The following is a 22,429-nucleotide window of genomic DNA, read 5'->3' as shown; positions in this document are numbered from 1 at the left end:
TCTTTCAGAAGCTTTGTAACAGTATTTTCAAGTAGATCAGTAAACAGATTTTCGGGTATAGTAGTCATTGAGTAGGGTCCTCCTTCGGTGACTTCAGCAATCCCGAGGATACCCTACTTTTTTGTGTTCTGTGAAGAACCAAAACTTGGTACACAACTTATTTTACGTCATCCGAACTCTGATCACTTCCGCCAGATAATCACGCGTGGCGTTACTATTCGCTCAAACTCAGCCCTCTTCCACCAGTTATTCTCGTGTGGCGTTACTATTCGCTCAAACTCTGCTCACTTCCGCCAAATAATCACGCGTGGCGTTACTATTCGCTCGAACTCTGCTCACTTCCGCCAATAATCACGTGTGGCGTTACTATTCGCTCGAACCCAAACCGCTAACACCGATTATCACGTGTGGCGTTACTATTCGCTCAAACTCAGCCAACTCCCACCAGTTAATCTCGTGTGACGTTACTATGGCGCAAACCCAGCAAAGCAGCATCACGTCCACCACAAAATATAAAAACGCCAAACCGCAAATGCGGCCGGCGTTCTTCACAATTATGCGATTCGGGTCAGACACCCATCTTTTTCCGCTGATTGTTAACCTTTTTCGTATTCTGACTCTTCAGCTCCTGAGTCCCTGTTGAAAGATGTTTCTGTCCCGGCTTTGCACCAGCCGCATTTTGCTTTTTCTGCGCAAGAAGCTGCTTGGCGCGTTCGGCTTGCGACATCGGCTTCGCTTGCTGCGCTGCTGCTTCGTTATTTTCATTTGCAGACATAGACTCACCTCACTTTATGCTCCACATGCTTCCTATTCTACTACACTTATAAACCGCGTAAAAGAGCCTTTAGACAGTATCGCCCGATCAATGATCCGGAATGATGCCTCAGCAAGCCGCGATTCCATGTCCTCCGTCGCGACAATAACGGCTCTGTCCGCCATTCGTCTTACAGCACGCAGCATCTCCAGCGCTTCCTCAGCCAAAAGAACGGAACATAAATTATAAGGAAGGTCTACAATCGCGGCGTCGTAATGCTCCGTCTCATCCTTCATATCGCCAAGTCTCACCACGTCCGGATACCCGAAGTGGTTTAAGTTGTTGCGCGCGCCCCGAACAGCAAGCGGGTTTGCGTCGATCCCGGCAATGCGCATGCCCATCGACAGCGCTTCAATGATTACCGTGCCCATTCCGCAGCATGGATCGATAAGCCGCACCGCGTCCGGATGCGCGGAACCGGCGGCGATGTTAACAAGCGCCCTGGCCGCCCTAGTCGGGAGTGCGGTCGAATAGTTTTGCGGCTTATGTTGATGCCGAAGCCATAGAGCTTCGTTCTCTTCACAGGGGCCGAACAGCCATTGTCCCTTGTACTTGCTGAGGCCGAATAAGAGCTCCGGCTTTTTCATATCCGCTTTCCCCTGCAGACGCGCTCCCGCAAGCCGCTCCAGCTCGCGCTGTTCCCTGTAATCGAAGGGCTCGTCCCCTTGCATGTACAGCACCTTAAAGGTTCGCCCGTGAAGGAGAATGTCAGGCAGCCGCTCGAGCAGCTCCTGCAAATTCGCGTCGGCGAATCGCTTCTCCAAGCGCCGCTTAAAAAATGGACTGCGGTTCACATCGGGCGGCTGATCCGATACGACATATGCGGTTCCGCTGCCGATCGCCGCATCGCCATCGCCGCCAAGCATGGAGCGAAGCTCAAGTCCGCATAGCTCCGCCTCATCCTCATGTCTGGCGTATGTATACAGGACTTCCATCCTTACTTGAACTCCCTGTCTCCGCCTGCTGGAACAGCCTCCGCCTGGGCTTCCGATTCTTTCGACGCAGCCGCATGATCCATCGCATGATACGTTTCGAACGGCTCCACCTCCGCCGAGAGCTCTGCGGTCCGTTTTTCTAAAGCTTTAACGGTTCTTTGCAGCCGGAATATCCGAATCATGCCGAACAAACCGACGGTCAAGCCGCCTAGCAGCGTTGAAACCAAAATAACAAGGATAAGCGGAGTTGAGGTTTGAGCAAATAAGAAATTAACTTGAACCGGCTCTACGTTAATCACGGCAAATATCGCGATGATGAGCGCAAAGGCAAACGCTGAAATAAGCATTCCTTGCCCCTTCATGGAACCCCTCCTAGAAGCCTCTTTTGTACTGCTCGGGAACTTGATCCCGGATACTGCCTCCGGTAGCCTGAATCGCATGCAGCGCCCAATAGGGATCGCGCAGCAAACCCCTGGCGACGGCGACGAGATCGGCTTTGCCTTCAGTCAGGACACTGGACGCCACGGATGGGTCCTCAAGCAGGCCTACGGCGATTACCGGCACGCCAACCGCTTCCTTGATCGTGTGAGCCGCATGAACCTGATAGCCAGGCTCCGGCTTTATAAACCGCGATGGACTTGGGGCGCCTTCACCCCCCGTCGAAATGTGAAGCATATCGACGCCGGCTTCCACATATGCGCGGCACAGATCAATGCCGTCATTCAGGTCATACCCGTCCTCCGCGTATTCCAATGCCGAAATGCGGAAAATAAGCGGCATATCTTCCGGCATATGCTTCTTCACTTCTTGGATGACTTCGCGGCCGAACCTCGTCAAATCCTGGCCGTACTCATCCTCGCGCTTATTGGTTCTCGGCGAATGAAATTGATGAATCAAGTAGCCGTGCGCTCCATGAAGCTCGATCGTGTCAAAGCCGGCTTCAATCGCCCTGCGGGCAGCGTCCCCGAACTTCTTCACCATCGCCCTCACTTCTTCTGTCGTCAAAGCGCGGGGCGTTTTGTATTTCTCGTCAAAAGCAATCGCGGATGGCGCTACCGGCTCAGCCGCATCCTCCGCTTTTCGTCCCGCATGAGCGATTTGAATCCCGATTTTGGCGCCGTGCTCATGCGCTCCGTCGACGATTCTTTTAAGCGCGGGTATATGTGCGTCCGACCATAATCCCAAGCAGTTGTCCGTAATGCGGCCGTCCGGCTCAACATCGGTCATCTCGACGATAATTAATCCGATTCCGCCGACCGCCCTGGACACATAATGCACATAATGCCAATCTGTTGCGATTCCGTTCTTCTTTTCCACGCTGTATTGGCACATAGGCGCCATGACCGTGCGATTGCGCAGCGTAAGACCTTTTATCGAAAACGGTGAGTCCAGCGTATAAGCGTTCACCATATCCCATGCCTCCTCATCTTCAATACTCATGCTTACCTTGTTAATGTACCATATTCTGCACACAGCAAACAAAAAAAGACCCCCTGACGGAGATCTTTCCACTACGCTGTGCGAAATGCGCCTTCGGCCGCCGTAACGGTCTCGCAGCCTAAATATTCGTGCAGTCTGCCGCGGTAGACCAGCTCGAGCTGCGGGTTCTGCTGCAAATCTCCCGGCTTCACAAGGAGCGGAGACTTATCGACGAGACTCATGCCGCCTCTTTCGAACAAGGTCGCAACGAATTGAGAGCAGAAGTACGCATATCTTCTCTCCCACTCAATGTTGAACAACACGCCCAGGATGCCGACTAAATTATATTTGTACAATTCCTGGTACTGCACAAAATGCTGCACTTGCGAACGAATGCTAGTATACGTCGACTGACTAACCTTGCACCGGTAGAGCGCGCAATTGGAATCGCTAAAAAATTCGCCGCGCACATTTTCCCGCACAAATCCTGCAAAAAATGGGTTGTTCGGATTTTTCCGGCCGAAGCTGTACACTTCGTTCAAATCTTCATCGAACGCGATGGAAGCGTGGTTAAGAGGATCCTTGGTAAAGGAACGAATGATTCTCGTAAAAACAGTTCCGGTGTCTGTTAAAAGGATATATATATCTTTCTCTCTGTTCATGTTCTACTGACCTCCACATGAAAGAACTTCTTCTTGTATTTACTTTAAGCCAGATGGGTTCATAACATAACCTTCTTAAGTAATAGACGACCCCACGACTTTAGTCCAGTTATGCTTGCGTCACATGATAGAGAAAATGTGAATATTTTTTGAACGGCGGCTAATTCATTTCCATTCTAATGGATTTCTCACCTTTACTCAACCTGTAAGCGAAAAAGAATTCTCGAAAATTTTGCAAATACTGACAGCTGGCATGGTATAGTCATCAGTATGAAGAACAAACCGGAATATATCGACTCTACGCATGAACGGGTGACTGCTGATGGAATGGTTGGAGCGCTATCAAACGAATGTGAATGCTGTTTTTGCCTCAGCTCTTGAAAGAATCGAGGCTTTCCCTGCGCCTCTTAACGAAATCGGATTACGGTATGCGGCGAGCTTTGATCCCGCCAAGCATAACGGACAAGATTACATATGCGTGCTGCTTCCTTACTGGCTTCAGGACGCGACCGGAATCTCAGACGAGCAGTGCAATAGACTGACGCTTGCCAATGTATATGGCATGCTTTACTTTTTTATTCAAGATGATGTAATGGACAACCCGACTCAGACCTATGTAAAAGGAGAGCTCGCGCTTGCGAATTTGCTGCACCTCGAAATGTTAAGCGTCCTTCGCGGGTTGTTCCCCTCGGATAGTCCATTCTGGACCTATTACGGCCGATATATTACGACTTGGGCGGATTGTGTGATGAATGAGCATACTGCGAATTATTTCATCAACGACCCTATTCGCACCGCAGGCAAGGCCGGTCCAATCAAGCTGTCCAGCACGGGGGCTTGTCTCCTAGCCGGACGTGAAGAACTGATCCCGGTCATCGAGTCGGCAGTGGATCTCTCGCTGATGACGCTTCAAATGCTGGATGATTGGGCGGATTGGCGGATAGACTTCGCAGAGGGCAGCTATAACGGGTTGATTGCGATGGTCGCTCATGATGCTGGTATGCAAGCAGGCGAATTAACAAAAGAGAAGGTGGAGACACAAATCTATGTGCTTGGCTGCCTGAAACGATTGGCTGAGATAGCAAAACGAAATCATGATCTGATTTTAAAATTACAACTTCCTCTTCCTGACCTCGTTCGCTATCATGCCTATATGGTTGAGTTTCTAGTTCAAACAGCGGAAACGATTGAAAACCAAAAGCGCAAGCTGCTAGGCGGCGGTATAAATCGGTTTCTCTCTTAATCGATTCGGCGGAAAACCATATAGGTTCATTCCATAAAGCTTGAACTTCATCCTAGGTTCAAGTTTTATTTATGTAGAAAGAACCAGCATATCGAATTCGATAGTTCAATCAGACTAGTAAAAAAGTGGTAGAATTTGTCGAATTATCGTGATACACTAAATTTGGTAATGCGATACATATTTGAGAGGATGATTCTTTTGGCGAACAATGAGCAAGAACTCCGCGAGAAGATTATTACAAAAGCTTGGTCCGACCCCTACTTCAAAGAAAGACTTATCGCTGATCCAAAAGGGGCGATTGAAGAGGCATTCGGGGTAATCATTCCAAACGAAGTGAACATAAAAATACTGGAAGAAACCGAGGATACTTATTACCTCGTTCTGCCTCAAAAACCTTCCGATCTTCTTCAGAATTCCGTTCAAGGACCAATGTGGGTGTAAAACGTAGCGCCGAGGCTAGCTGATAGCATCGGCGCTTTCCATTGCCGCGGGAATCGATATGTATGCCTTCGTTCCCCGCCCTTTCTCACTTTCATAAGTGATTTCGCCTTGCATGGCTTCAATAATGCGATAGGTCACCATTAGCCCTAGACCCGTTCCCTTTGTCTTCTTCGAATAGTACGGCTCGCCCAGACGTTTAAGATCTTCCGGTTCTATACCTTCTCCATTATCCTCGATACAGATTAAAATTTTATTCGAATGGTCCAGCCTCTCTGCGCGGATGGAAATTTGGCCGTTTTCTCCTAACGCTTCAATACTATTTTTTATCATATTGATCAAGGCCTGCTTAAGCTTAGAAGAATTGCCGCGTATATAAATATGCTCCTGAACCTGTACTCTAAGAACACCGCCCTGCATGGAGATGAGTGGCATGACAATTGCTTTGATCTGATGAATTTCTTCCGACAGATTCAGGTAAGTCGTAAGATCGACCCCCGGCTTGGCGAAAGTAAGGAAGTCCGTAATGATCTCGGATGCCCTGTCCAATTCGCTGATCGCTAGATTCATGTAGGTTTTATTTTTATCGGGAGCCGCTCTATCCCCAAGCAACTGCAGGAAGCCCCTCGTGACTTGAAGCGGATTTCGCACCTCATGCGCAACGGAAGCCGCTAACTGACTAATCATCTCAATCTTTTCTGACCGTTGCAGCTCATTATTAAATATTTCCAGCTGCTTGGAATATTTGATCATCTGCCTGTAATTCTCTGTTACCTTCCTCACCAAAATGACGATAAGAGAAATGATAAAGAGGATGACCCCCACTTTCCAATAGAAGAATTGGTAATTGCGGCTGTTAATAAAATACCAAACCATCTCTCCTACACCGATAAAAGCAAATAGACTAAAACCACTGGTAAGGATAATCGCGTCCTTATTGCTCTGTCTGCAGAACTGAATTAAAAAAATGACCAAAACAACGATGCTGCAAATAAAGGATAATGCAAATAATGGCGTGCCGAACAACAAGTAGATATCATACACTTTGGGCAGCCAAATGCCGCATAACATGCACCCTAGGAAAACAAAAGCCAAGTAGGTATGCAGAATCCTGAATATCCGGATCAGTCCACGAGGACCTTTGCCAAAGACCTTTTCGAAAAAATAAAACAACGACGGAAGCAGCACCGACGACGCTACGTCGAACGAATAGTAAACTATGCGACCGTATTGCGAATAATTGGAGTGGAGAAAAGGTGAGTATGCGATAAGCATGAAGCCGATCGAAATGATAATGATGCTTAAAGAGTTCCACTCGGGAAACAGGGAACGGTTGAATAATACAACGCTTACAGACATAAATAATCCAATCAAGATGAGAGACGAGCCAAGAATGACGTCGAAAATGCCATTGTTCATGAATTTCTTCAACAAATGCTGATACTCGCCGATTGCAATGGATTCTTGCAAGCCTAATCGTTCAGTAGCAGAGCGAATATGGAGAAACACCGAAGCGCCCGCTTCGTCGCTTTCAATCGGAACGATTAACTGGTTCAAGTAATACGGATATACGCGAGAATGTTCGTAGACTAGCTTATGATTAACAAAAACTTGTATATTTTTGGCTAGCAGCTTCTCCATATAAATGGCCGATCTCATCTGCGGCAATTCCGGCAGCTCGATTCGAAGCCAAGCAGAAGTGACGCCATCCGGCGCGTTCGGATACTTGCGGCCCGCATGAACCGTTAGCCAACTCTCGTCACCCAATGCTTCTACCTGTTCGATACTTCTCTCGTCGCCCGGCTGTTCCCAAAGCATTTGCCATTTCGTGATCCGATCTGCATCCCCCTCCGAGTCTGCCGCGCTTGAGGATTGCGGCGCCAGGAGCAGTCCCGTAACGACTGCAGCGATAAATAAACGTATAAATATAAGCCGGGACGGAAGATTCATGTTCAACACCTCGGATCAACCTTCTTTTTATAAATTCTTATAAAAATCGACAATGTTCTGCAAATTTTTCCTATCTTTATTCTCTACTATCCCTATGAGAATAGCAACTACAGGAAAGCAGGATAAATAAAAAAATCCCCGCTCGTTTCATGAAGAAACGGCGGGGATTCCGGCGCCATGCCTATATCAATTTGCGTTTGATCGAAACCTTCCGAAGCATATAATAGTTCAGAGCAACGAGAGCTGCGGTTATGACGGCGAGCAGAACGGCCGAAAGCCCGAAGTTCCAGGCAGGCGGAGTGACGCTGAGTTCGAGGAGCTTTACAATCCCTGCCGAATCAGCAAGAATCTCCATTATAGTAATCGGAACAAACGACAATACGCTTATGATGACGCCAACCCGCCAATGGTAACGGTAAAACGCCGAGCCGATCAGCCATCCTGTGCCGGAATAGCCCGCAAAAAGGAAAAACTGCTCCACTAGCACCCGGAAAAACGGCGGATGCCCCATCTTGACCGTAAAACCGATCCAATCGACAACAAGACTTTCGAGCAAGGAGCCTGCCGCAAATACAAGAGAGCTGAGCAGCGCCAAGGCTGCCATTAACATCGTGCTCCCTGCTACGAAATGCTTCCGCGTTACGCCGTTGGAAACAAAGCTTGCCAGTGATACAGGGGTCATCAATATTCCGATAACGAGTAAAAAGATTTTCGGCGAGAACCCCCCGCTTTCCAGCCAATAGCTTTCATCCAAGCTTTCGATTTTTTCCGGTCCCGCGCTATACATGAAAATACAGATAACAATCATGGCCAAAACGAAGATAAGCCAATACCACAGAAGCGTCCAACGGTGTGTCGACCAGAGCTGCAGAGCGACATTCACGGCAGGATGTTTTTTGGTTTGCGGCGCTCCTATCATCGCTTACCGCCTCCTTTTTTCGTTAAATGAACAAATAAATCCTGGAGCGGAACCGGGCCTAGCTCAAGTCCCTGCGCATGTGCCTGCCGCTCTCTCTCCGGCCCAAGCTCGCCGTAAACCGTTACCGATTTCATTCCGCCCAGCCGCTGCTCGCCGAGAATATTAAGCCCGGCGGCAAATTCGTCGACAAGCGCAGCCGGTCCCGTAACGGATACGCCGCGCTGGCGAAGCGACTCCGTCTCTTCCTGAAGCAGAAGCCGCCCCTGATCGAGTATGATCACTTCCTCAAACAGGTTGCTGACTTCATCGATCAGATGCGTGGATAAAATAAAGGTTCGCGGATGCTCCATATAATCCCGAAGCAGCTCCTCGTAGAAGGAGTAACGGGAAGGAGCGTCCATCCCGAGGTACACCTCGTCGAAAATCGTAATCGGCGCCCGGCTCGCGAGACCGACCGCGACGCCAAGCGCGGACTTCATGCCTCTCGATAGGCTTTGAATCCGCTTCTTCTGCGGGAGCTGATAATGCTCAAGCAGCCGCTGCGCCATCGCCTCATCCCAGTTAGGCCAGCAGCTGGCCGCCAATTTAACCGCGTCCTTAACGCGGTAGCCTTCCGCGATATGGCCATTCTCTTGAATAAAACAAACCTGGTTTACAATCGCCGCATTCTCAAACGGCGCTTCTCCTCCAATTCGAACCTCGCCCTCCGACTGCTCGCGGAAGGAGGCCAGCACGGAAAGCAAGGTTGTTTTACCGGAGCCGTTGCGTCCGAGCAGCCCGTAAATTTTGCCTCCCGGCAGCTTTAGGCTCACCCCATCGACTGCCTTCTCTCTGCCATAGCTTACGCCAAGACCTTTCACTTCGATATCCAGGGTCATTGATTTCCCTCCTCCCTTTGCTTCTCAAGATGCTTCAAAATGTCCGCGAGCGGAACGCCGATCCGCCGCGCCTCTTCGACCATCCGGTCAACGACCTCTTCGAAGAAACGGTCTCTCCTCGCCTCAAGCAGCGTGCTTCTTGCCCCTGTACTGACAAACATCCCAATCCCTCTTTTCTTGTACAAAATGCCTTCCTCGGTCAAAAGCTGAAAGCCCTTCGCCGCCGTAGCGGGATTAATGCGGTAGAATGCCGCGTATTGATTCGTTGACATGACTTGCTCTTCTTCTTTCAATGCGCCGCTGACAATATCGTCCTTTATCTGATCCGCGATCTGCTGATAAATAGGGCTTCGTTCATCAAACACGTCATCACCTCATTGCTTGTGTGGTTCATTACTTATGTAACTAACCATATAACGTTAGGATGAATTTGTCAAACCCATTTTGGGAAAAATTTGCGGAGTTGCGTATCGATGCGGATTTTCGTACGATTTGGGGACAAGTGCACGCATGAAAGGAGCGATATCCAACAATGGTCAAAACGGTTCATGTCGCGGGCGCGGTTATTCAGAACGAGCGCGGCGAAATCTTATGCGCCCTCCGCTCGGCTAGCATGTCCATGCCCGGGCTGTGGGAATTTCCGGGCGGCAAGCTGGAGCCCGGCGAATCGCCGCAAAGCTGTCTTGTCAGAGAAATAAAGGAGGAGCTGGGCTGCGAAATACAGGTGGGGGAGCTGATCGCGGATGCGGAGCATGAGTATCCTTCTATACGCGTTCATCTTTTGACGTATTATGCCGTGATTGTCGGCGGCGAGCCGGCCGCTCGGGAGCATGAGCGCCTGCTGTGGCTGCCGGCTTCCAGGCTTTTTGAGCTGGAGTGGGCGCCTGCCGATATTCCTACCGTAGAACGGCTGCTGTCCTGAAACAAAATCCGCTCCGTACTCGTTTATTCAGTAACAGCTTGATGTGGCGGAATAACCGGTAACAGTACGGATTAAAGGAGGCTGTTTCATGAGAAAAAAAGCGATTATTGCAGCATGCTTGACGCTCACCCTATGCGTTGCGGCTTCGCTTGAATGGACGAGGCCGAATGATGCGGCAGCCGCGCAAAGCGGCATTCAAGTTTTGATGGAAGGCAGACCGCTCTCCCTCTCCACTCCCGCCTTTATCGAGAACGGCTCTACCCTTGTCCCGGTCCGTGAAATCGCCGAAGCGCTCGGCGCAGAGGTGCAATATGCCGAAGCGGACGGCAAGCGGACTGTGCGGCTGACCCGCGGCGAACGCGAAGCGCTCCTAACGCTTGGGTCTAAGCAAATGGTAGCGGGAGGCAAGCGGATTCAGCTTGACGTCGAGCCCCGCTCTATACGCGATATAACGATGGTCCCGCTCCGGGCCATCTCGGAGTCGCTCGGCACTGTCGTTACATGGGACGGGATTAAGCGGATCGTCAGCATTGACGAGCCGCTGCAGCTGCCGACTGTCGGCACCGAGGATAAGCTGCTAGAGCTGCTGCACTCCGTACAGGGCGGCTCCTATGGGGTCCAAGAAATGGGCGGCGTCATTGTTGAAGAAGCGGCTGCAGCGCCTGCCGCCGATAAGGTAACTGCAACCGATTCCGGCAGCTCTGGAGACGATTCCGGTTCAAGCGGCGATCATTCGCGGACGATCGTACAGGTTGAAGGCGTAGACGAAGCGGATTGGGTCAAGACGGACGGTCATTACATTTATCAAATCAGCGGAACGCGCGTTATGATCGCGGATATATCCGACCCGGCAAAGCCTCGGCTGGCCGCGAAGCTGGAATACGGTCAACAAGAAGGCTTCCGTCCCCAGCAGCTCTATATCGACGAAGACCGCCTGCTCGTCATCGGGAACGTCGAAGCCTATGTGGTTTTTGAGGAAGGAACGACGGCCGTAAGCGGTACGGTCAGCAAGGCGACACCCGACAGCAAGATGATAATCGGACCTCCATCCATGTACAAAAGCGCAGTAAGAACGTATGTCTACGACTTGTCGGAAGACGGTGCTCCGACCTTAATAAGGCAGCTGGAGCAAGAAGGCAGCTACCTGTCGTCCCGGAAAATCGGCGACGCGCTGTATATGGTAACGAATAAGTACACGTATCCGATTTACGCGCTGCCTGCCGTCAAGGCGGATGGCGATGCAGCTGCGACAGAGCAGCAGGCGGAGGCTTCGAAGAAGCTGGCGGCCTCCTTCGAGCCGCTCTACCGTGATACCGCCGTATCGGATAAAGCGATGACCGTTAAGCTGAAGGACGTTCATTACTTCCCTAACCCGTCGGACAGCACGATGATGCTGGTCGGCGCGGTCGATTTGAACCAGGAGGACGGGCAGCTGCAGGTATCCGCTTATCTGGGCGCAGGCGAAACGATTTACGCCTCCCGTAACAATTTATACGCTGCGCAAACGGTGTACACGCAGGATGGCAGCCGGTTTAAACAGGAGACGAAATTTCATAAATTCCGGCTTGATCACGGAAATATTTTGTATATTAGCGAAGGCTCGGTTCCGGGACAGCTGCTGAACCAGTTTTCGATGGATGAGCACGAAGGCTACTTCCGCGTTGCGCTTACGAACGGCAACATGTGGGCATCAGGCGAAGGCGGCTCGACGAACAACGTGTACGTGCTGAACGAGAAGCTGGAGACCGTCGGCAAGCTGGAAGGTCTGGCTCCCGGCGAGCGGATTTATTCGGTCCGGTTCATGGGGAAACGGGCTTATATGGTCACCTTCCGCAATGTGGACCCGCTTTTTGCCATCGATCTCTCCAATCCGGTTAAGCCGGCGGTTCTGGGTCAGCTGAAAATTCCCGGCTACAGCGACTACCTGCATCCTTATGACGAGAACCATCTGATCGGCTTCGGCAAAGATACGGTCGAGCTTCCTTCAAAAGGCGCGGGGGCTGACGCCACTACCGCGTATTACCAAGGGCTCAAAATCGCTTTGTTTGACGTCAGCGACGTCAGCCGTCCGAAGGAGTTGTTCAAGGAGATCGTCGGCGATCGGGGGACGCACTCCGAGCTGCTTCAGGATCATAAGGCGCTGTTATTTTCGAAAGAAAAGGGACTTCTGGCATTCCCGGTCGAGCTGCATGAGCTAAGCGGCAAGGATTCTGTGGATAACGGCAGCTTCCCTGCCTACGGCGAGTTCACGTACCAAGGAGCTTATGTCTATGGCATCGATCTGAAGAACGGCTTCCAGCTTCGGGGACGAATCAGTCACTTGACGAATGAGGATCTGAAGAAAAGCGGCCAATACGGCTACGACTACAGGAAGCAGGTAAGACGGATTCTGTATGCCGGCAGCACGCTGTATACCATGTCGGAAGCTATGCTGAAGGCTAACGACATAGGCAGCTTAAAGGAGCAGGGCTCGCTGGATTATCCGTACGACCCTGACAGCGGCTATCGTTACAGTACGATACCTGTCCCAATGGACGTGATGCCGAGTGTCACCCCATAACCTATCCTTAAATCCGGCGCGGCTTGGCTGCGCCGGATTTTTTTCGGCTGAACCGAACTGCCGTTCATGAAATCTCCGCATAAGCGGGCGGCATTTCCCGTTTTCTGGTATAATAAGAACCATGTATAAATTTCAATAAAGGATGATGGCCATGTCCGATCACAACGACCGCGATGATCTGGCGGAACGCCGCCGGAACAAACTTAAAGTGCTGCAGTTTGACAAAGACGGTAAAGGGCTTGTGGAGACAGAAAAGCCAAAGGAAACGTTCTCGGACGTTGGCGGTCTCGATGCGGTGAAGAAAAAAATCCGCATGAACTTTATTCTTCCGCTCAAGCAGCCAGAGCTGTTCGCCGCATACGGCAAAGAAGCAGGAGGCAGCCTTCTGCTGTACGGCCCGCCGGGCTGCGGGAAGACGTTCCTTGCAAGAGCGATAGCCGGCGAGATTGACGCTAACTTTCTGCACATTGAGCTGCAGGCCATTCTCGGCATGTACGTAGGGCAGAGCGAAAGCAATCTTCACGATATTTTCGAGAAAGCAAGGGAGAACAAGCCCTGCGTTATCTTTATCGATGAGCTTGACGCCATGGGCGGCAGCCGCAATACGATGCGCCAGCATCATGACCGTATGCTGGTCAATCAGCTTCTCCTTGAGCTGGACGGCTTGCAGTCGTTCAACGACAACGTGTTTGTCATCGGCGCGACGAATACGCCATGGTATTTGGATTCCGCGCTGCGCAGGCCCGGCCGGTTCAATCATTTGATCTTTGTGCCGCCTCCGGAGGAAGCGGAACGCGAGACGATTCTGGGGCTGAAGCTGGCGGGGAAGCCGACGGACGGACTCGAGCTCGCGCGAATCGCGAGGGAGACTCGCCATTTCTCCGGCGCAGACCTGGAGCAGCTGGTCAAGGACGCCGTCGAAGCCGCGCTGGAGCGGACGCTCGAGACCGGCGACATCCAACCGATCACGCAGGACGACCTGCGCAAATCGGTTAAAGGGCGCAAGGCGACAACGCTGGAATGGTTCTCCACCGCTAAAAATTACGCCACGTTCAGCGACATCAATAACGACTACCAGATCGTCCTCGACTACATAAAGGCAAATGGATTGAAATAACTACTCTAAGCGACATGAGGTTATGTCCATGGAAAGAGAAAACCCGTATCTGCGCTACTCCAGAATACATCAGCTGATGGAATGGAAGCGGTACAAGGAAGCAATGGACGAGGCAATGGCGCTGATCCGCGAGGAGCCGGAGGATGCCGACGCTTACGCCATGCTAGGGCAGGTCTGTCTGCGCTTAGACAAGCGCGAGGAAGCGCTGCATTGGTCGCAGGAAGCGCTGCGGCGCGATCCGGACAACCGCATCGCCTGGTTCGTTCGAACGGTCGCTTACTACGAGTCGGAGAATTGGAAGGCGCTCGATGAAGCGCTGGACAACGCGCAGCGCGTGGATCCGTATGAGCCGCAATACTATTTCTTGCGGGCGAATGCTTGTAACCGCCGCAGCAAATATGCGGATGCCAGGGATCTGCTGCTGACCGGTCTTGAGCTCAGCCCTCAGAACGCGCTGTTTCTGGCTGCGCTCAGCTATACGGAAGCGCTGCTTGGCAATAGGAGCGCATCGAAGACGTACGCCTCAGAAGCGCTTCGACAAGATGTAGAGTCCGATCATGTCTATCTGTATCTCGGCTGGGCTGCCGAACGCAGGAACGATTACGACGACCAGCTCCTCATGCTGAAAAACGCGATCCGACTCGACCCGGAAAATAAGCAAATACGCGAAGCGTATCTGGAATCGCTTCAAAAAAGCTACAAGTTTTATCGCATCTTGCTCGCTCCTACTAACGTGCTGAAACGGCTTAAGCCATGGCAAGTGCTGCTCAGCTGGTTTATCGCCGTTCTTTTGTTCAGACCGCTCATTATTGTTTTTATTGTCTTATACGTCTTAACGCATTGGGCAACCAAGTGGCTTGTCCATGTCAAAGTATTCGGATGGCCCTGGAGCCGCTTCAAACGCTGACAATTACTTTCATAAAGGATGGAATCGATCATGCCGCAGCCATATGACTTACCTCTTGAACAGCTTCGGGCCTACAAGCCCGAGTTAACGAAAAAAGATGATTTCGATTCGTTCTGGACGTCTACTCTCGCTAAGCTGGCAGAGGTTCCGCTCAGCTACGAGCGTACGGAATTAAGCTACCCCGTCAAAGGGATCAAGCTCTACCGCGTCATGTACCAAGGCTTCAATCACGCTCCGATTGAAGCGATCCTGGCAATGCCCAAGCAAGACGACCCGCTGCCGGGCATCGTGACGTACCATGGTTACAATTGGATCAAAGACAGCGACATAAACGAAACGGTCGATCTCGCTTTGAAAGGCTATGCGGTTCTTCACATGGTTTGCCGCGGGCAGCACGGCCTTAGCGTTGACAATGTCGTCTCTTCGAACGGCCATGTCGGCGGCTGGATGACAAAGGGCATTCAGAACAAGGAGGAATATTATTACCGGGCGGTCTATATGGATGCCGTGAGAGCAATTGACGTGCTTGCGGCAATGCCTGAAGTGAACGGCGACCGTATCGCGGTGACGGGCGGCAGCCAAGGCGGCGCGATCACGCTTGCAGCAGCGGCGCTGTCCGGCAAGCCGAAGCTTGCGGTTTCGGACTACCCATATCTCTCCCACTTCAGGAGAGCGATCGATGTGACGCCTAACGGACCATACGGGGAGCTGAACGAGTATTTCCGCCGCCATTCAAGCGATCCGGACATCGAAGCTAACGCTCTGAACACATTAAGTTATTTCGACATCATGAACCTGGCGCCGCGTATATCCTGCTACACCTGGATGATGATTGGACTTATCGATGATATAACCCCTCCTTCTACCGTGTTCGCCGTTTATAACCATCTGTCATGCGAAAAGGATATCGCGGTGTACCGCTACTTCGGCCATGAGCAAGTGCCGGGCAGCATTCCGACGAAGCTGAAGCTGTTCATGGACCATTTGCAGGGATAGGCGATACGGACCGTTTCTTTCCGCATCGAGACAGGCTAACAAAGAAAGGACCATTCGCCATTCCGAATGGTCCTTTCTTTGCAAAGGGCTGCTCCCTATTCCGAAAGCCCCTCCGTTTTTGACGCTTCGTATTCATGCTCCAAGATGGAGTATTGGTACGAGTCGTGCCAACCGCCTTTATGGTACATATCCGCGGAGATGGCCTTCGCAGGTCATTCCGATTTTGCGCATAACGGCGGCGGAGCCGGTATTGGCCGGTCTGCACGTGGCGTAAATGCGATGAAGCCCCAGCCCGCGAAAACCGAAACGGAGCAAGGCGGATGCAGCTTCCGAAGCGTATCCGTTCCCCCAATGCTCCTTCGCAAAGCAGTAGCCGATTTCGCCTTGCTTCGGTTCCATTGCATGAAGCCCGCAGCCTCAGATCAGCTCACCGCTTGCTTTCAATTCTACGGCCATCTCAAAGCCAGTCCGGGGCGCTTGGTTCTGCATGTCTAATACCATCTCGATAAAAGCTTGCGTCTCCGCCTCTGTATTCGGTCCCCAAATCATATGAGCCGTAACGACGGGATCGGAAGCGTAACGGTGAACAGCCTCCATATCCTCCCTCGTAAATTCTCTCAGAACCAAGCGCTCCGTTTCTAGCCTCATAACCCGTTCCCTCCCGGCTCGATCCAAAATCGCTTCAGCACTTCGCCTTCCTCCGTCGTAAAGTAGGATTCAAATTTGCCGCCAGCTCCGAGAATCGTCCGTTCCGACGCGATGTTATCCTCGTCGCACACGAGAAGGACCCGCTCAACCCCCAAGGCTCGGATAACCTTCAAGGCTTCCGCCAGCTGAGTCTTTGCGTAGCCTTTCCCCCGATGAGAAGGCGCAATCCCATAGCCGATATGTCCGCCTTGCTCAAGCAGCTTTTGATTCAGCCGGTGGCGGATATTAACCGCTCCGACAATTTGTTCTTCATCATTGACAAGCCAATACGTGGAGTGCGGAACGAAGCTATTCCCCGTCAGCTTCTCTTCACGATCCTCCGCATACAAAAAATTTACATATGAATCAAAATCGGTTGGATCGCGCTCGACGACCCATGGAACGATGTCCTCCCCGCTCGCTTTCCAATCCTGATAAAAAGCCATATAAGCTTCCCGGTACGCTGCGTTCGGTCTTATGAATCGCGTTTTTCCCATGCTGCTTCCTTCCTCTCTATAAATAGGTTAATGAAATCAATTTTAACTTATGATAGTATAGGAACATATGTTTTTATTTTGGAGGTATGGAGTCGTATGCCGGAAATCACGCATCAAGAGATTAAGCCAAAAATTTTATACTACGGGACACCCGTCATCCTATTATCTACGAGAAATGAAGACGGCTCAACCAACATCAGCCCATTATCTTCATCGTGGGCGCTCGGGAGCTGTATCGTGCTAGGGCTCGGAATAGGCGGCAAAGCCATCGAAAATCTGAAAAGCCATCCTGAGTGCGTCGTAAATGTTCCAACTCCCGAGCTTTGGACGCATGTCGAGAAATTGGCGCCGCTGACAGGGAAAAATCCGGTTCCCGATAATAAATTGCAAAATTCTTTCCGTTATGAAAAGGATAAATTCGCCGCGGCGGATTTGACCGCCCAAGCATCCGTTCAAGTGAAGCCCGACCGCATTCTGGAATGTCCGCTTCAAATCGAATGCGCGGTGAGAAATATCCGTATCCCCGAACACGATCCGCACTTTGCGATCGTAGAAGCGGAAGCGTTAAAGGTGCATGCGCATCCTGGCATTATTCTGGACGAGGACCGCATAAACCCGGAAGCATGGAGCCCCCTCATTTATAACTTCAGGCATTATTTCGGCCTAGGAAAAGAACTGGGCAAAACGTTCCGCGCCTAATATCTTTTACAAAAAAGCGCACCTATCGCTGCCCATGCTTTCGCATCCCGCATCGATAGGTACGCCTATCTTAAGTCATAACGCTAGTAGATTCCGCGGCCGCAGTCTTCTATTCAGCCGCCGCTTCGCCTGCCGCTTCTTGCATCTTGGCCTGCTCTTCTTCCATCTGCTTCTGCCACATTTCATCGATTTCCTCTTGGGTCATCGATTCCTGAGCCAGAAGCTCCTCGCCCTTCACTTGCAGCGTTTCCAGCGCTTCATCGATCGTTTTCTCGTCGTTCTGAATCGCCATAAATTCTTCGTTCATATAGTTGTAGAACATCATGCTGAACTGCGTCGGAAGCTTATCGAAATCGGTATAGTCATAGAGCTGCTTCGCCGGCTTCAGCTTATAGAACGCAGCGAAGTTGCGGCCCTCTTCGTCTTTAATATATTTCGTATGAATGGAGAAGCCGTTATTATACGCGACTTTGGATTTTACGCGCGCGAAATCTTCGCCGGAAATATACGAAATGAACTTCCATGCCGCGTCCGCATTCGTTGAATCCTTAGCAATCGAGAAAATATTGTTATAGTACGTGCTGGAGCTGGTATCCGGCATTTGCGCGCTGACCGGCATCGTTACGATGTCCCAGTTCTGAACGAGCTTCGACGGATCCTTCACGTTGTTTTTCGCTTCCTCCAGCTCGCGGATGAACCAGCTTCCATCGATCGTCATCGCAAGACGGTTGCTGATAAACGGATTACGAAGCAAATAATCTTCATAAGACGTGCCGCCCATCATGCCGTTGTTCGGATCCTCGGAGTAGAGCGCGTCGGATTTCAACGCGTCGTAAGCCGTTTGCACCGCGTTTTTCCAGCCCGCCGTATTGATCGTCATTTCTTTAGTTGTAGGATTGACGTAATTCAAGCCTTCCGCATTCGCGATCATCGTGCTCATTTGGTTCAAATCGCCGCTGTACCCGACCCTGAGGCCATACACGCGCTCTTCCTTCGATCCCTCGACAGGGAACTGTCTTGCAAGCTGAATGACGTCGTTCCAGCTCATCTGATCCGTTGGATAAGCGATATTGTACTTGTCGAACAGATCTTTGTTATAGAAAAGCACTTGGCTGCTGAAGCCCGACGGCAGACCGTACAGCTGTCCTCCGCCTAGCTCCTTCATGTAATCGACCATACCCGGCACGAGGCCTTCGACGTCGAATTTATCTTTTGTAATGTACGAGTTCAAATCGATCAGCTTGCCATCCTGCGCCATTTTCTCGTATTCATTCATTTCCAGCATCAAGATGTCCGGCTTCTCTTTTTCCAGAAACTCTTGCTTCCGCTTTTCGATATCGACCTCTTCGCCGTCACCGGACGATTGGTAAATGCTTTGCGTAGAGACGACTTGGAGCTCGATCTCCGGATACAGCGCGCTGAACAGCATGCCATATTCTTGATAGAAGCTGCTCTCATCGTAATACATCACCTTTAACGATGTCGGCGTCTTTTCCCCTTGTCCATCGTTCCCCCCGAAGCTGCAGCCCGTCAGCATCGTCGCGGCCAGTGTGGCGGCAGCCGCTGCTTTCAACCAATTTCTCATTTCCCAACTCTCCTTAACTTAGTAGACTCCCACTTCATCCAATATGTACCATCTACTATACGTTTTTTGTCCCGTGATAGTTGCAACAAGACGCAAATTATTTTCTGCCTATGCGCGTGTCAGCCTCCTCCCACTATAATGCCAAATCCACAGTAAGGTCTAAATTATTTCTTAAATCTTCCTAAATTTCCGGTTAAGTTTAACCAAAAAAAGAGAGCCGGTTCATTTGAACCAGCCCTTCTCTTTGAATCTCGTGATCGCTTCGATCCGGTTGCTGACGCCCAGCTTATCCAAGATGACCGAAATATAATTGCGCACCGTGCCCGTAGTAAGGAACAGCTCGTTTGCGATTTCCTTCGTGTTTTTGCCGTCCGCGACAAGCTCGAGCACTTCCTTCTCCCGTTCCGTAAGCGGATTGTCGCCGCCGCCGTACGCTTCGTCCATCAGCTCCGACGCATAAATTTTACGGCCGGACATAATGCTGCGAATGGAGCTTGCCAGTTCCTCGCTCGGGCTGTCCTTCAAGAGGTAGCCGCTGACCCCGGCCTTTATCGCCCTCTCGAAATAGCCTGCGCGCGCGAACGTCGTCAGAATGATCACCTTGCACTTGCCTTTCAGCTCTTCCGCCGCTTCAAGCCCGCTCTTCGCCGGCATTTCGATATCCATGATGCAGACGTCAGGCTGATGCTTCTCGACCAGCGCAATCGCTTCCTCCCCGTTCGCGGCCCTGCCCACAACCTTCATATCGTCTTCCAAATCCAGCAGCGACGCCAGAGCGCCCAGCAGCATGCGCTGGTCCTCCGCTATTACGATCGTAATCATTCGCTTCGCTCCTCCTTTACCGGCTTTTTCACCACATGAGGCACCGTAATGAACAGCTCCGTCCCACGGTCTGACCGGATTTCCAACGTGCCGTTCACGAATTCCAGCCGCTCCTTCATGCCTCGAAGCCCGTTGCCTCGATAGCCGTCCGGCCTGGCTGCCAGCCCTATTCCATCATCGCTGATCGTTACCTGAAACTCGTTCGCTGTTGAAGAGAACGCAATGAGGCAGCGGCTGGCTTTGCTATGCTTCACCACGTTCGTGACCGCTTCCTTGAGGCACATGCTCAGCACATTCTCCGTGAGCAGATTCGTATCCGTCAGCCGGTAATCCCCTTCGACCTGCAGCTCAATGTCCGCCGCGCCAAGAATCTGGGCTACACGGTGCATTTCCTCATCCAGCCGCGCGCCTCTCATTTGCGTAACCATCTCCCGCACTTCCTTCAGCGCCGTTCGCGCCGTCTGCTGAACGTCGCGAATTTCCGCCTGCGCTTTGGCAGGGTTTTGGAAGACCAGCTTGCCCGCCAAATCGCTTTTCAGCCCGATTAAGGACAGCTTCTGCCCTAACGTATCATGCAGATCGCGCGCAATCCGCTGCCGCTCCTCCTGCTTCACCAGCTCGGCGATTCGCTTGTTGGCATCCTCAAGCTGTCCTTCCAGTTGGCCTTGCTTCATCTGGTTGTACGTATTGAAAGGAAGCAGAATAACAACGATCAAACTAATGAGAATAAACGGAAACTGCGTAAAAAACAGCTGATTTTGCGTCGCAAAGCCATAATTGACCGTAATGAACGTGCTCGCCAGATGAACCGCGTATAACGTGAAAAATCCCGCCCTGTTCTTGACGTTCCCGATAAAAAAGGCTAAAAAGATCGAGAAATAAACGTAGCTGAACAGCAAAGTCATCGCAATCGAAATCAGGATTTGCACGCTGGTCCAAAAATATACAAGCCACCCTTTGGACACAAACGACAGCCGGTAGCAAACAAAAAACAAAATGATCATGAAAACGCCAGAGATAATCTCCGGCGTCGAGGAAGAACGAAAAATAAAGTAGAAGGGCAAGATACAGAAAACGAGCCACACATATGGGCTGAGTCCCGTATTGCGGTGAAAGATATTATACCATTTGTTCATGACGGACCCCTTCCTTAACGACAGCCGCGATCTCACTTCATGCGACCATTGTAGCACAGTCCGCTTTAGCTTGCCTTCCTTGGTCCGCCTGCCGCGGAACCGATTGCAACGCGCGACGGCTTGCGAATACGGTCCTTAACCGCTCTAAAGCTGACGAAACGTTTGCCTTCCTCATCCCATAACCGGAATTTGAGCGATTCCAGGCTTTGCAGGATGGTGATCGTTGTCGCTTTATGCAGGGGCGGCACGGCGTCATGCGCCGTCTCCAAATAATAGTTAGGCACCTTAGGGCTTAAATGATGCACATGATGGTAGCCGATATTGCCCGTCAGCCATTGCAGAGCCTTCGGCAATTTATAGAAGGAGCTGCCGTCTACGGCCGCTTTTACATAGCTCCATTCTTCCTCGTGCTCGAAGTAAGAATCCTCGAATTGATGCTGCACATAGAACAGCCAGACGCCCAAAACGCCGGACAAGTAAAAGACTGGACCTTGCACCAGCAGGAACGATTGCCATCCGACCGCCCAGATCATCAAGGCGTAGAAACCGACAATCAGCGCGTTCATCAGGTACGTGTTCAAGCGCTCCTTGCGGCGGGCTCCTTTCCGGTTGAACCGGTACTGCAGCAAAAAGACATAAATCGGACCAAGCCCGAACATGATGAGCGGATTCCGGTAAGCGCGATAGGCCAGCTTCGTCCATGTGCTTGCCGATGCGTACTCTTCGACCGTCATAATCCAAAGGTCGCCGACGCCGCGCTTGTCGAGATTGCTGCTCGTCGCATGGTGGATCGCATGCGAGTTTTTCCACTGCTGATAGGGCACCAGCGTCAAAACGCCGGTTAGGATGCCGATGATGTCATTCGCTCGCTTACTCTTAAAGAACGAGCCGTGGCAGCAGTCATGGAAGATGATAAAGGTTCGAATGACAAAAAAGGACGCGCCGACGCTAAACGCAAGCGTGAGCCAATAAGAAACCGATAAACTCCAATATGCCGCGTACCATAGCGCCACAAGCGGCAATAACGTATTGATCATTTGGCCGATGCTAACTTTTAACTGAGAATGCTCGTAGGGACTTACGCTTTTTTTTAAGTGAACCTGCTTTGGATCGGTCATAGAAACTTCCTCCTTGGAAGAAACGTGAGAGCTTTGCTGGAAAACGAGATACTCCGTTCTCCGGCTCTTGTATCCATTGTAGGAAATTGCCGCCGATGCTCCCAGTCATAAACGTCAAGTCGGCT

22 protein-coding genes and 1 pseudogene are annotated in these 22,429 nt (G+C 51.3%); 8 read left to right on the top strand and 15 right to left on the bottom strand.

The genetic code is table 11. The annotated features are described in order from the left end of the window. Positions 1-568: 568 nt before the first annotated feature. The 5 genes from D3P08_RS22990 to D3P08_RS22970 form a co-directional block, all read right to left on the bottom strand. A complete protein-coding gene (locus tag D3P08_RS22990) occupies positions 569-775 on the bottom strand; it encodes a hypothetical protein (RefSeq protein WP_119602462.1) in 207 nt (68 codons plus the stop codon). Positions 776-807: 32 nt separating this feature from the next. Next, the gene (locus tag D3P08_RS22985) at positions 808-1,749 is read right to left on the bottom strand and encodes a TRM11 family SAM-dependent methyltransferase (protein WP_119602461.1); all 942 of its coding nucleotides are present in this window, start codon (positions 1,747-1,749) and stop codon (positions 808-810) included. Between the two features lie 2 nt (positions 1,750-1,751). Beyond that, positions 1,752-2,111 (bottom strand): LapA family protein, encoded by a 360-nt coding sequence (locus tag D3P08_RS22980; RefSeq protein ID WP_119602460.1) that lies wholly within the window; start codon positions 2,109-2,111, stop codon positions 1,752-1,754. 10 nt (positions 2,112-2,121) lie between these two features. Continuing rightward, positions 2,122-3,159, bottom strand: a complete 1,038-nt coding sequence (locus D3P08_RS22975) for an NADH:flavin oxidoreductase/NADH oxidase (protein WP_119602459.1) — start codon at positions 3,157-3,159, stop codon at positions 2,122-2,124. A gap of 101 nt (positions 3,160-3,260) precedes the next feature. After that, positions 3,261-3,830, bottom strand: coding sequence for a C40 family peptidase (locus tag D3P08_RS22970; RefSeq protein ID WP_119602458.1), 570 nt, complete (start codon positions 3,828-3,830; stop codon positions 3,261-3,263). A gap of 322 nt (positions 3,831-4,152) precedes the next feature. Between D3P08_RS22970 and D3P08_RS22965 the strand changes: the two genes are divergently transcribed. Beyond that, positions 4,153-5,073 (top strand): hypothetical protein, encoded by a 921-nt coding sequence (locus D3P08_RS22965; protein ID WP_119602457.1) that lies wholly within the window; start codon positions 4,153-4,155, stop codon positions 5,071-5,073. A gap of 198 nt (positions 5,074-5,271) precedes the next feature. Further along, positions 5,272-5,514, top strand: a complete 243-nt coding sequence (locus D3P08_RS22960; protein ID WP_240647714.1) for an NHLP leader peptide family RiPP precursor — start codon at positions 5,272-5,274, stop codon at positions 5,512-5,514. A gap of 15 nt (positions 5,515-5,529) precedes the next feature. Here the strand turns inward: D3P08_RS22960 and D3P08_RS22955 are convergent, their stop codons facing one another. From D3P08_RS22955 to D3P08_RS22940, 4 genes are all read right to left on the bottom strand, one after another. After that, positions 5,530-7,461 (bottom strand): sensor histidine kinase, encoded by a 1,932-nt coding sequence (locus D3P08_RS22955; protein WP_240647716.1) that lies wholly within the window; start codon positions 7,459-7,461, stop codon positions 5,530-5,532. 181 nt (positions 7,462-7,642) lie between these two features. After that, positions 7,643-8,380, bottom strand: coding sequence for a hypothetical protein (locus D3P08_RS22950; RefSeq protein WP_119602454.1), 738 nt, complete (start codon positions 8,378-8,380; stop codon positions 7,643-7,645). Further along, the gene (locus D3P08_RS22945) at positions 8,377-9,258 is read right to left on the bottom strand and encodes an ATP-binding cassette domain-containing protein (protein WP_119602453.1); all 882 of its coding nucleotides are present in this window, start codon (positions 9,256-9,258) and stop codon (positions 8,377-8,379) included. Before D3P08_RS22945 ends, D3P08_RS22950 begins: the two co-directional genes overlap by 4 nt. After that, positions 9,255-9,623 carry a GntR family transcriptional regulator gene (locus D3P08_RS22940; protein WP_119602452.1) on the bottom strand — a complete coding sequence of 123 codons (369 nt, stop codon included), beginning with the start codon at positions 9,621-9,623 and terminating at the stop codon, positions 9,255-9,257. The genes D3P08_RS22945 and D3P08_RS22940 overlap by 4 nt, the downstream gene beginning before the upstream one ends. A gap of 167 nt (positions 9,624-9,790) precedes the next feature. On the opposite strand from D3P08_RS22940, the gene mutT reads away from it, so the two are divergent. The 5 genes from mutT (at position 9,791) to D3P08_RS22915 (ending at position 15,760) form a co-directional block, all read left to right on the top strand. Then, positions 9,791-10,180 carry an 8-oxo-dGTP diphosphatase MutT gene (gene mutT / locus D3P08_RS22935; RefSeq protein ID WP_119602451.1) on the top strand — a complete coding sequence of 130 codons (390 nt, stop codon included), beginning with the start codon at positions 9,791-9,793 and terminating at the stop codon, positions 10,178-10,180. Positions 10,181-10,268: 88 nt separating this feature from the next. Continuing rightward, positions 10,269-12,740: a beta-propeller domain-containing protein gene (locus D3P08_RS22930; protein WP_119602450.1), complete on the top strand. Its 2,472-nt coding sequence runs from the start codon at positions 10,269-10,271 to the stop codon at positions 12,738-12,740. Positions 12,741-12,891: 151 nt separating this feature from the next. Beyond that, positions 12,892-13,857: an ATP-binding protein gene (locus D3P08_RS22925; RefSeq protein ID WP_119602449.1), complete on the top strand. Its 966-nt coding sequence runs from the start codon at positions 12,892-12,894 to the stop codon at positions 13,855-13,857. A 28-nt stretch (positions 13,858-13,885) separates the two neighbouring features. Further along, positions 13,886-14,764 (top strand): tetratricopeptide repeat protein, encoded by an 879-nt coding sequence (locus D3P08_RS22920; RefSeq protein ID WP_162848577.1) that lies wholly within the window; start codon positions 13,886-13,888, stop codon positions 14,762-14,764. Between the two features lie 30 nt (positions 14,765-14,794). After that, positions 14,795-15,760, top strand: coding sequence for an acetylxylan esterase (locus D3P08_RS22915; RefSeq protein ID WP_119602447.1), 966 nt, complete (start codon positions 14,795-14,797; stop codon positions 15,758-15,760). A 177-nt stretch (positions 15,761-15,937) separates the two neighbouring features. On the opposite strand, the pseudogene D3P08_RS22910 reads toward D3P08_RS22915, so the two are convergent. After that, positions 15,938-16,357: pseudogene (locus tag D3P08_RS22910) on the bottom strand (GNAT family N-acetyltransferase). 47 nt (positions 16,358-16,404) lie between these two features. Then, positions 16,405-16,944 carry a GNAT family N-acetyltransferase gene (locus tag D3P08_RS22905; RefSeq protein ID WP_119602446.1) on the bottom strand — a complete coding sequence of 180 codons (540 nt, stop codon included), beginning with the start codon at positions 16,942-16,944 and terminating at the stop codon, positions 16,405-16,407. A gap of 96 nt (positions 16,945-17,040) precedes the next feature. Here D3P08_RS22905 and D3P08_RS22900 point away from each other — a divergent pair, with 96 nt between their 5' ends. After that, entirely contained in the window at positions 17,041-17,643 is a 603-nt protein-coding gene (locus D3P08_RS22900; RefSeq protein ID WP_119602445.1) for a flavin reductase family protein, read from the top strand. 109 nt (positions 17,644-17,752) lie between these two features. Here the strand turns inward: D3P08_RS22900 and D3P08_RS22895 are convergent, their stop codons facing one another. The 4 genes from D3P08_RS22895 to desA form a co-directional block, all read right to left on the bottom strand. Continuing rightward, positions 17,753-19,228 (bottom strand): extracellular solute-binding protein, encoded by a 1,476-nt coding sequence (locus D3P08_RS22895; protein ID WP_119602444.1) that lies wholly within the window; start codon positions 19,226-19,228, stop codon positions 17,753-17,755. Between the two features lie 222 nt (positions 19,229-19,450). Then, positions 19,451-20,050 carry a response regulator transcription factor gene (locus tag D3P08_RS22890; protein ID WP_119602443.1) on the bottom strand — a complete coding sequence of 200 codons (600 nt, stop codon included), beginning with the start codon at positions 20,048-20,050 and terminating at the stop codon, positions 19,451-19,453. After that, positions 20,047-21,186, bottom strand: coding sequence for a sensor histidine kinase (locus D3P08_RS22885; protein ID WP_119602442.1), 1,140 nt, complete (start codon positions 21,184-21,186; stop codon positions 20,047-20,049). Before D3P08_RS22885 ends, D3P08_RS22890 begins: the two co-directional genes overlap by 4 nt. Before the next feature lie 65 nt (positions 21,187-21,251). Next, on the bottom strand, positions 21,252-22,304 hold the full coding sequence (desA, locus tag D3P08_RS22880; RefSeq protein WP_119602441.1) for a Delta(5) desaturase DesA: 1,053 nt from the start codon (positions 22,302-22,304) through the stop codon (positions 21,252-21,254). Between the last annotated feature and the right edge of the window lie 125 nt (positions 22,305-22,429).

This window comes from Paenibacillus nanensis (assembly GCF_003583765.1).
Lineage (GTDB): Bacteria > Bacillota > Bacilli > Paenibacillales > Paenibacillaceae > Pristimantibacillus > Pristimantibacillus nanensis.
This window is presented reverse-complemented; position numbering and strand designations above follow the sequence as displayed.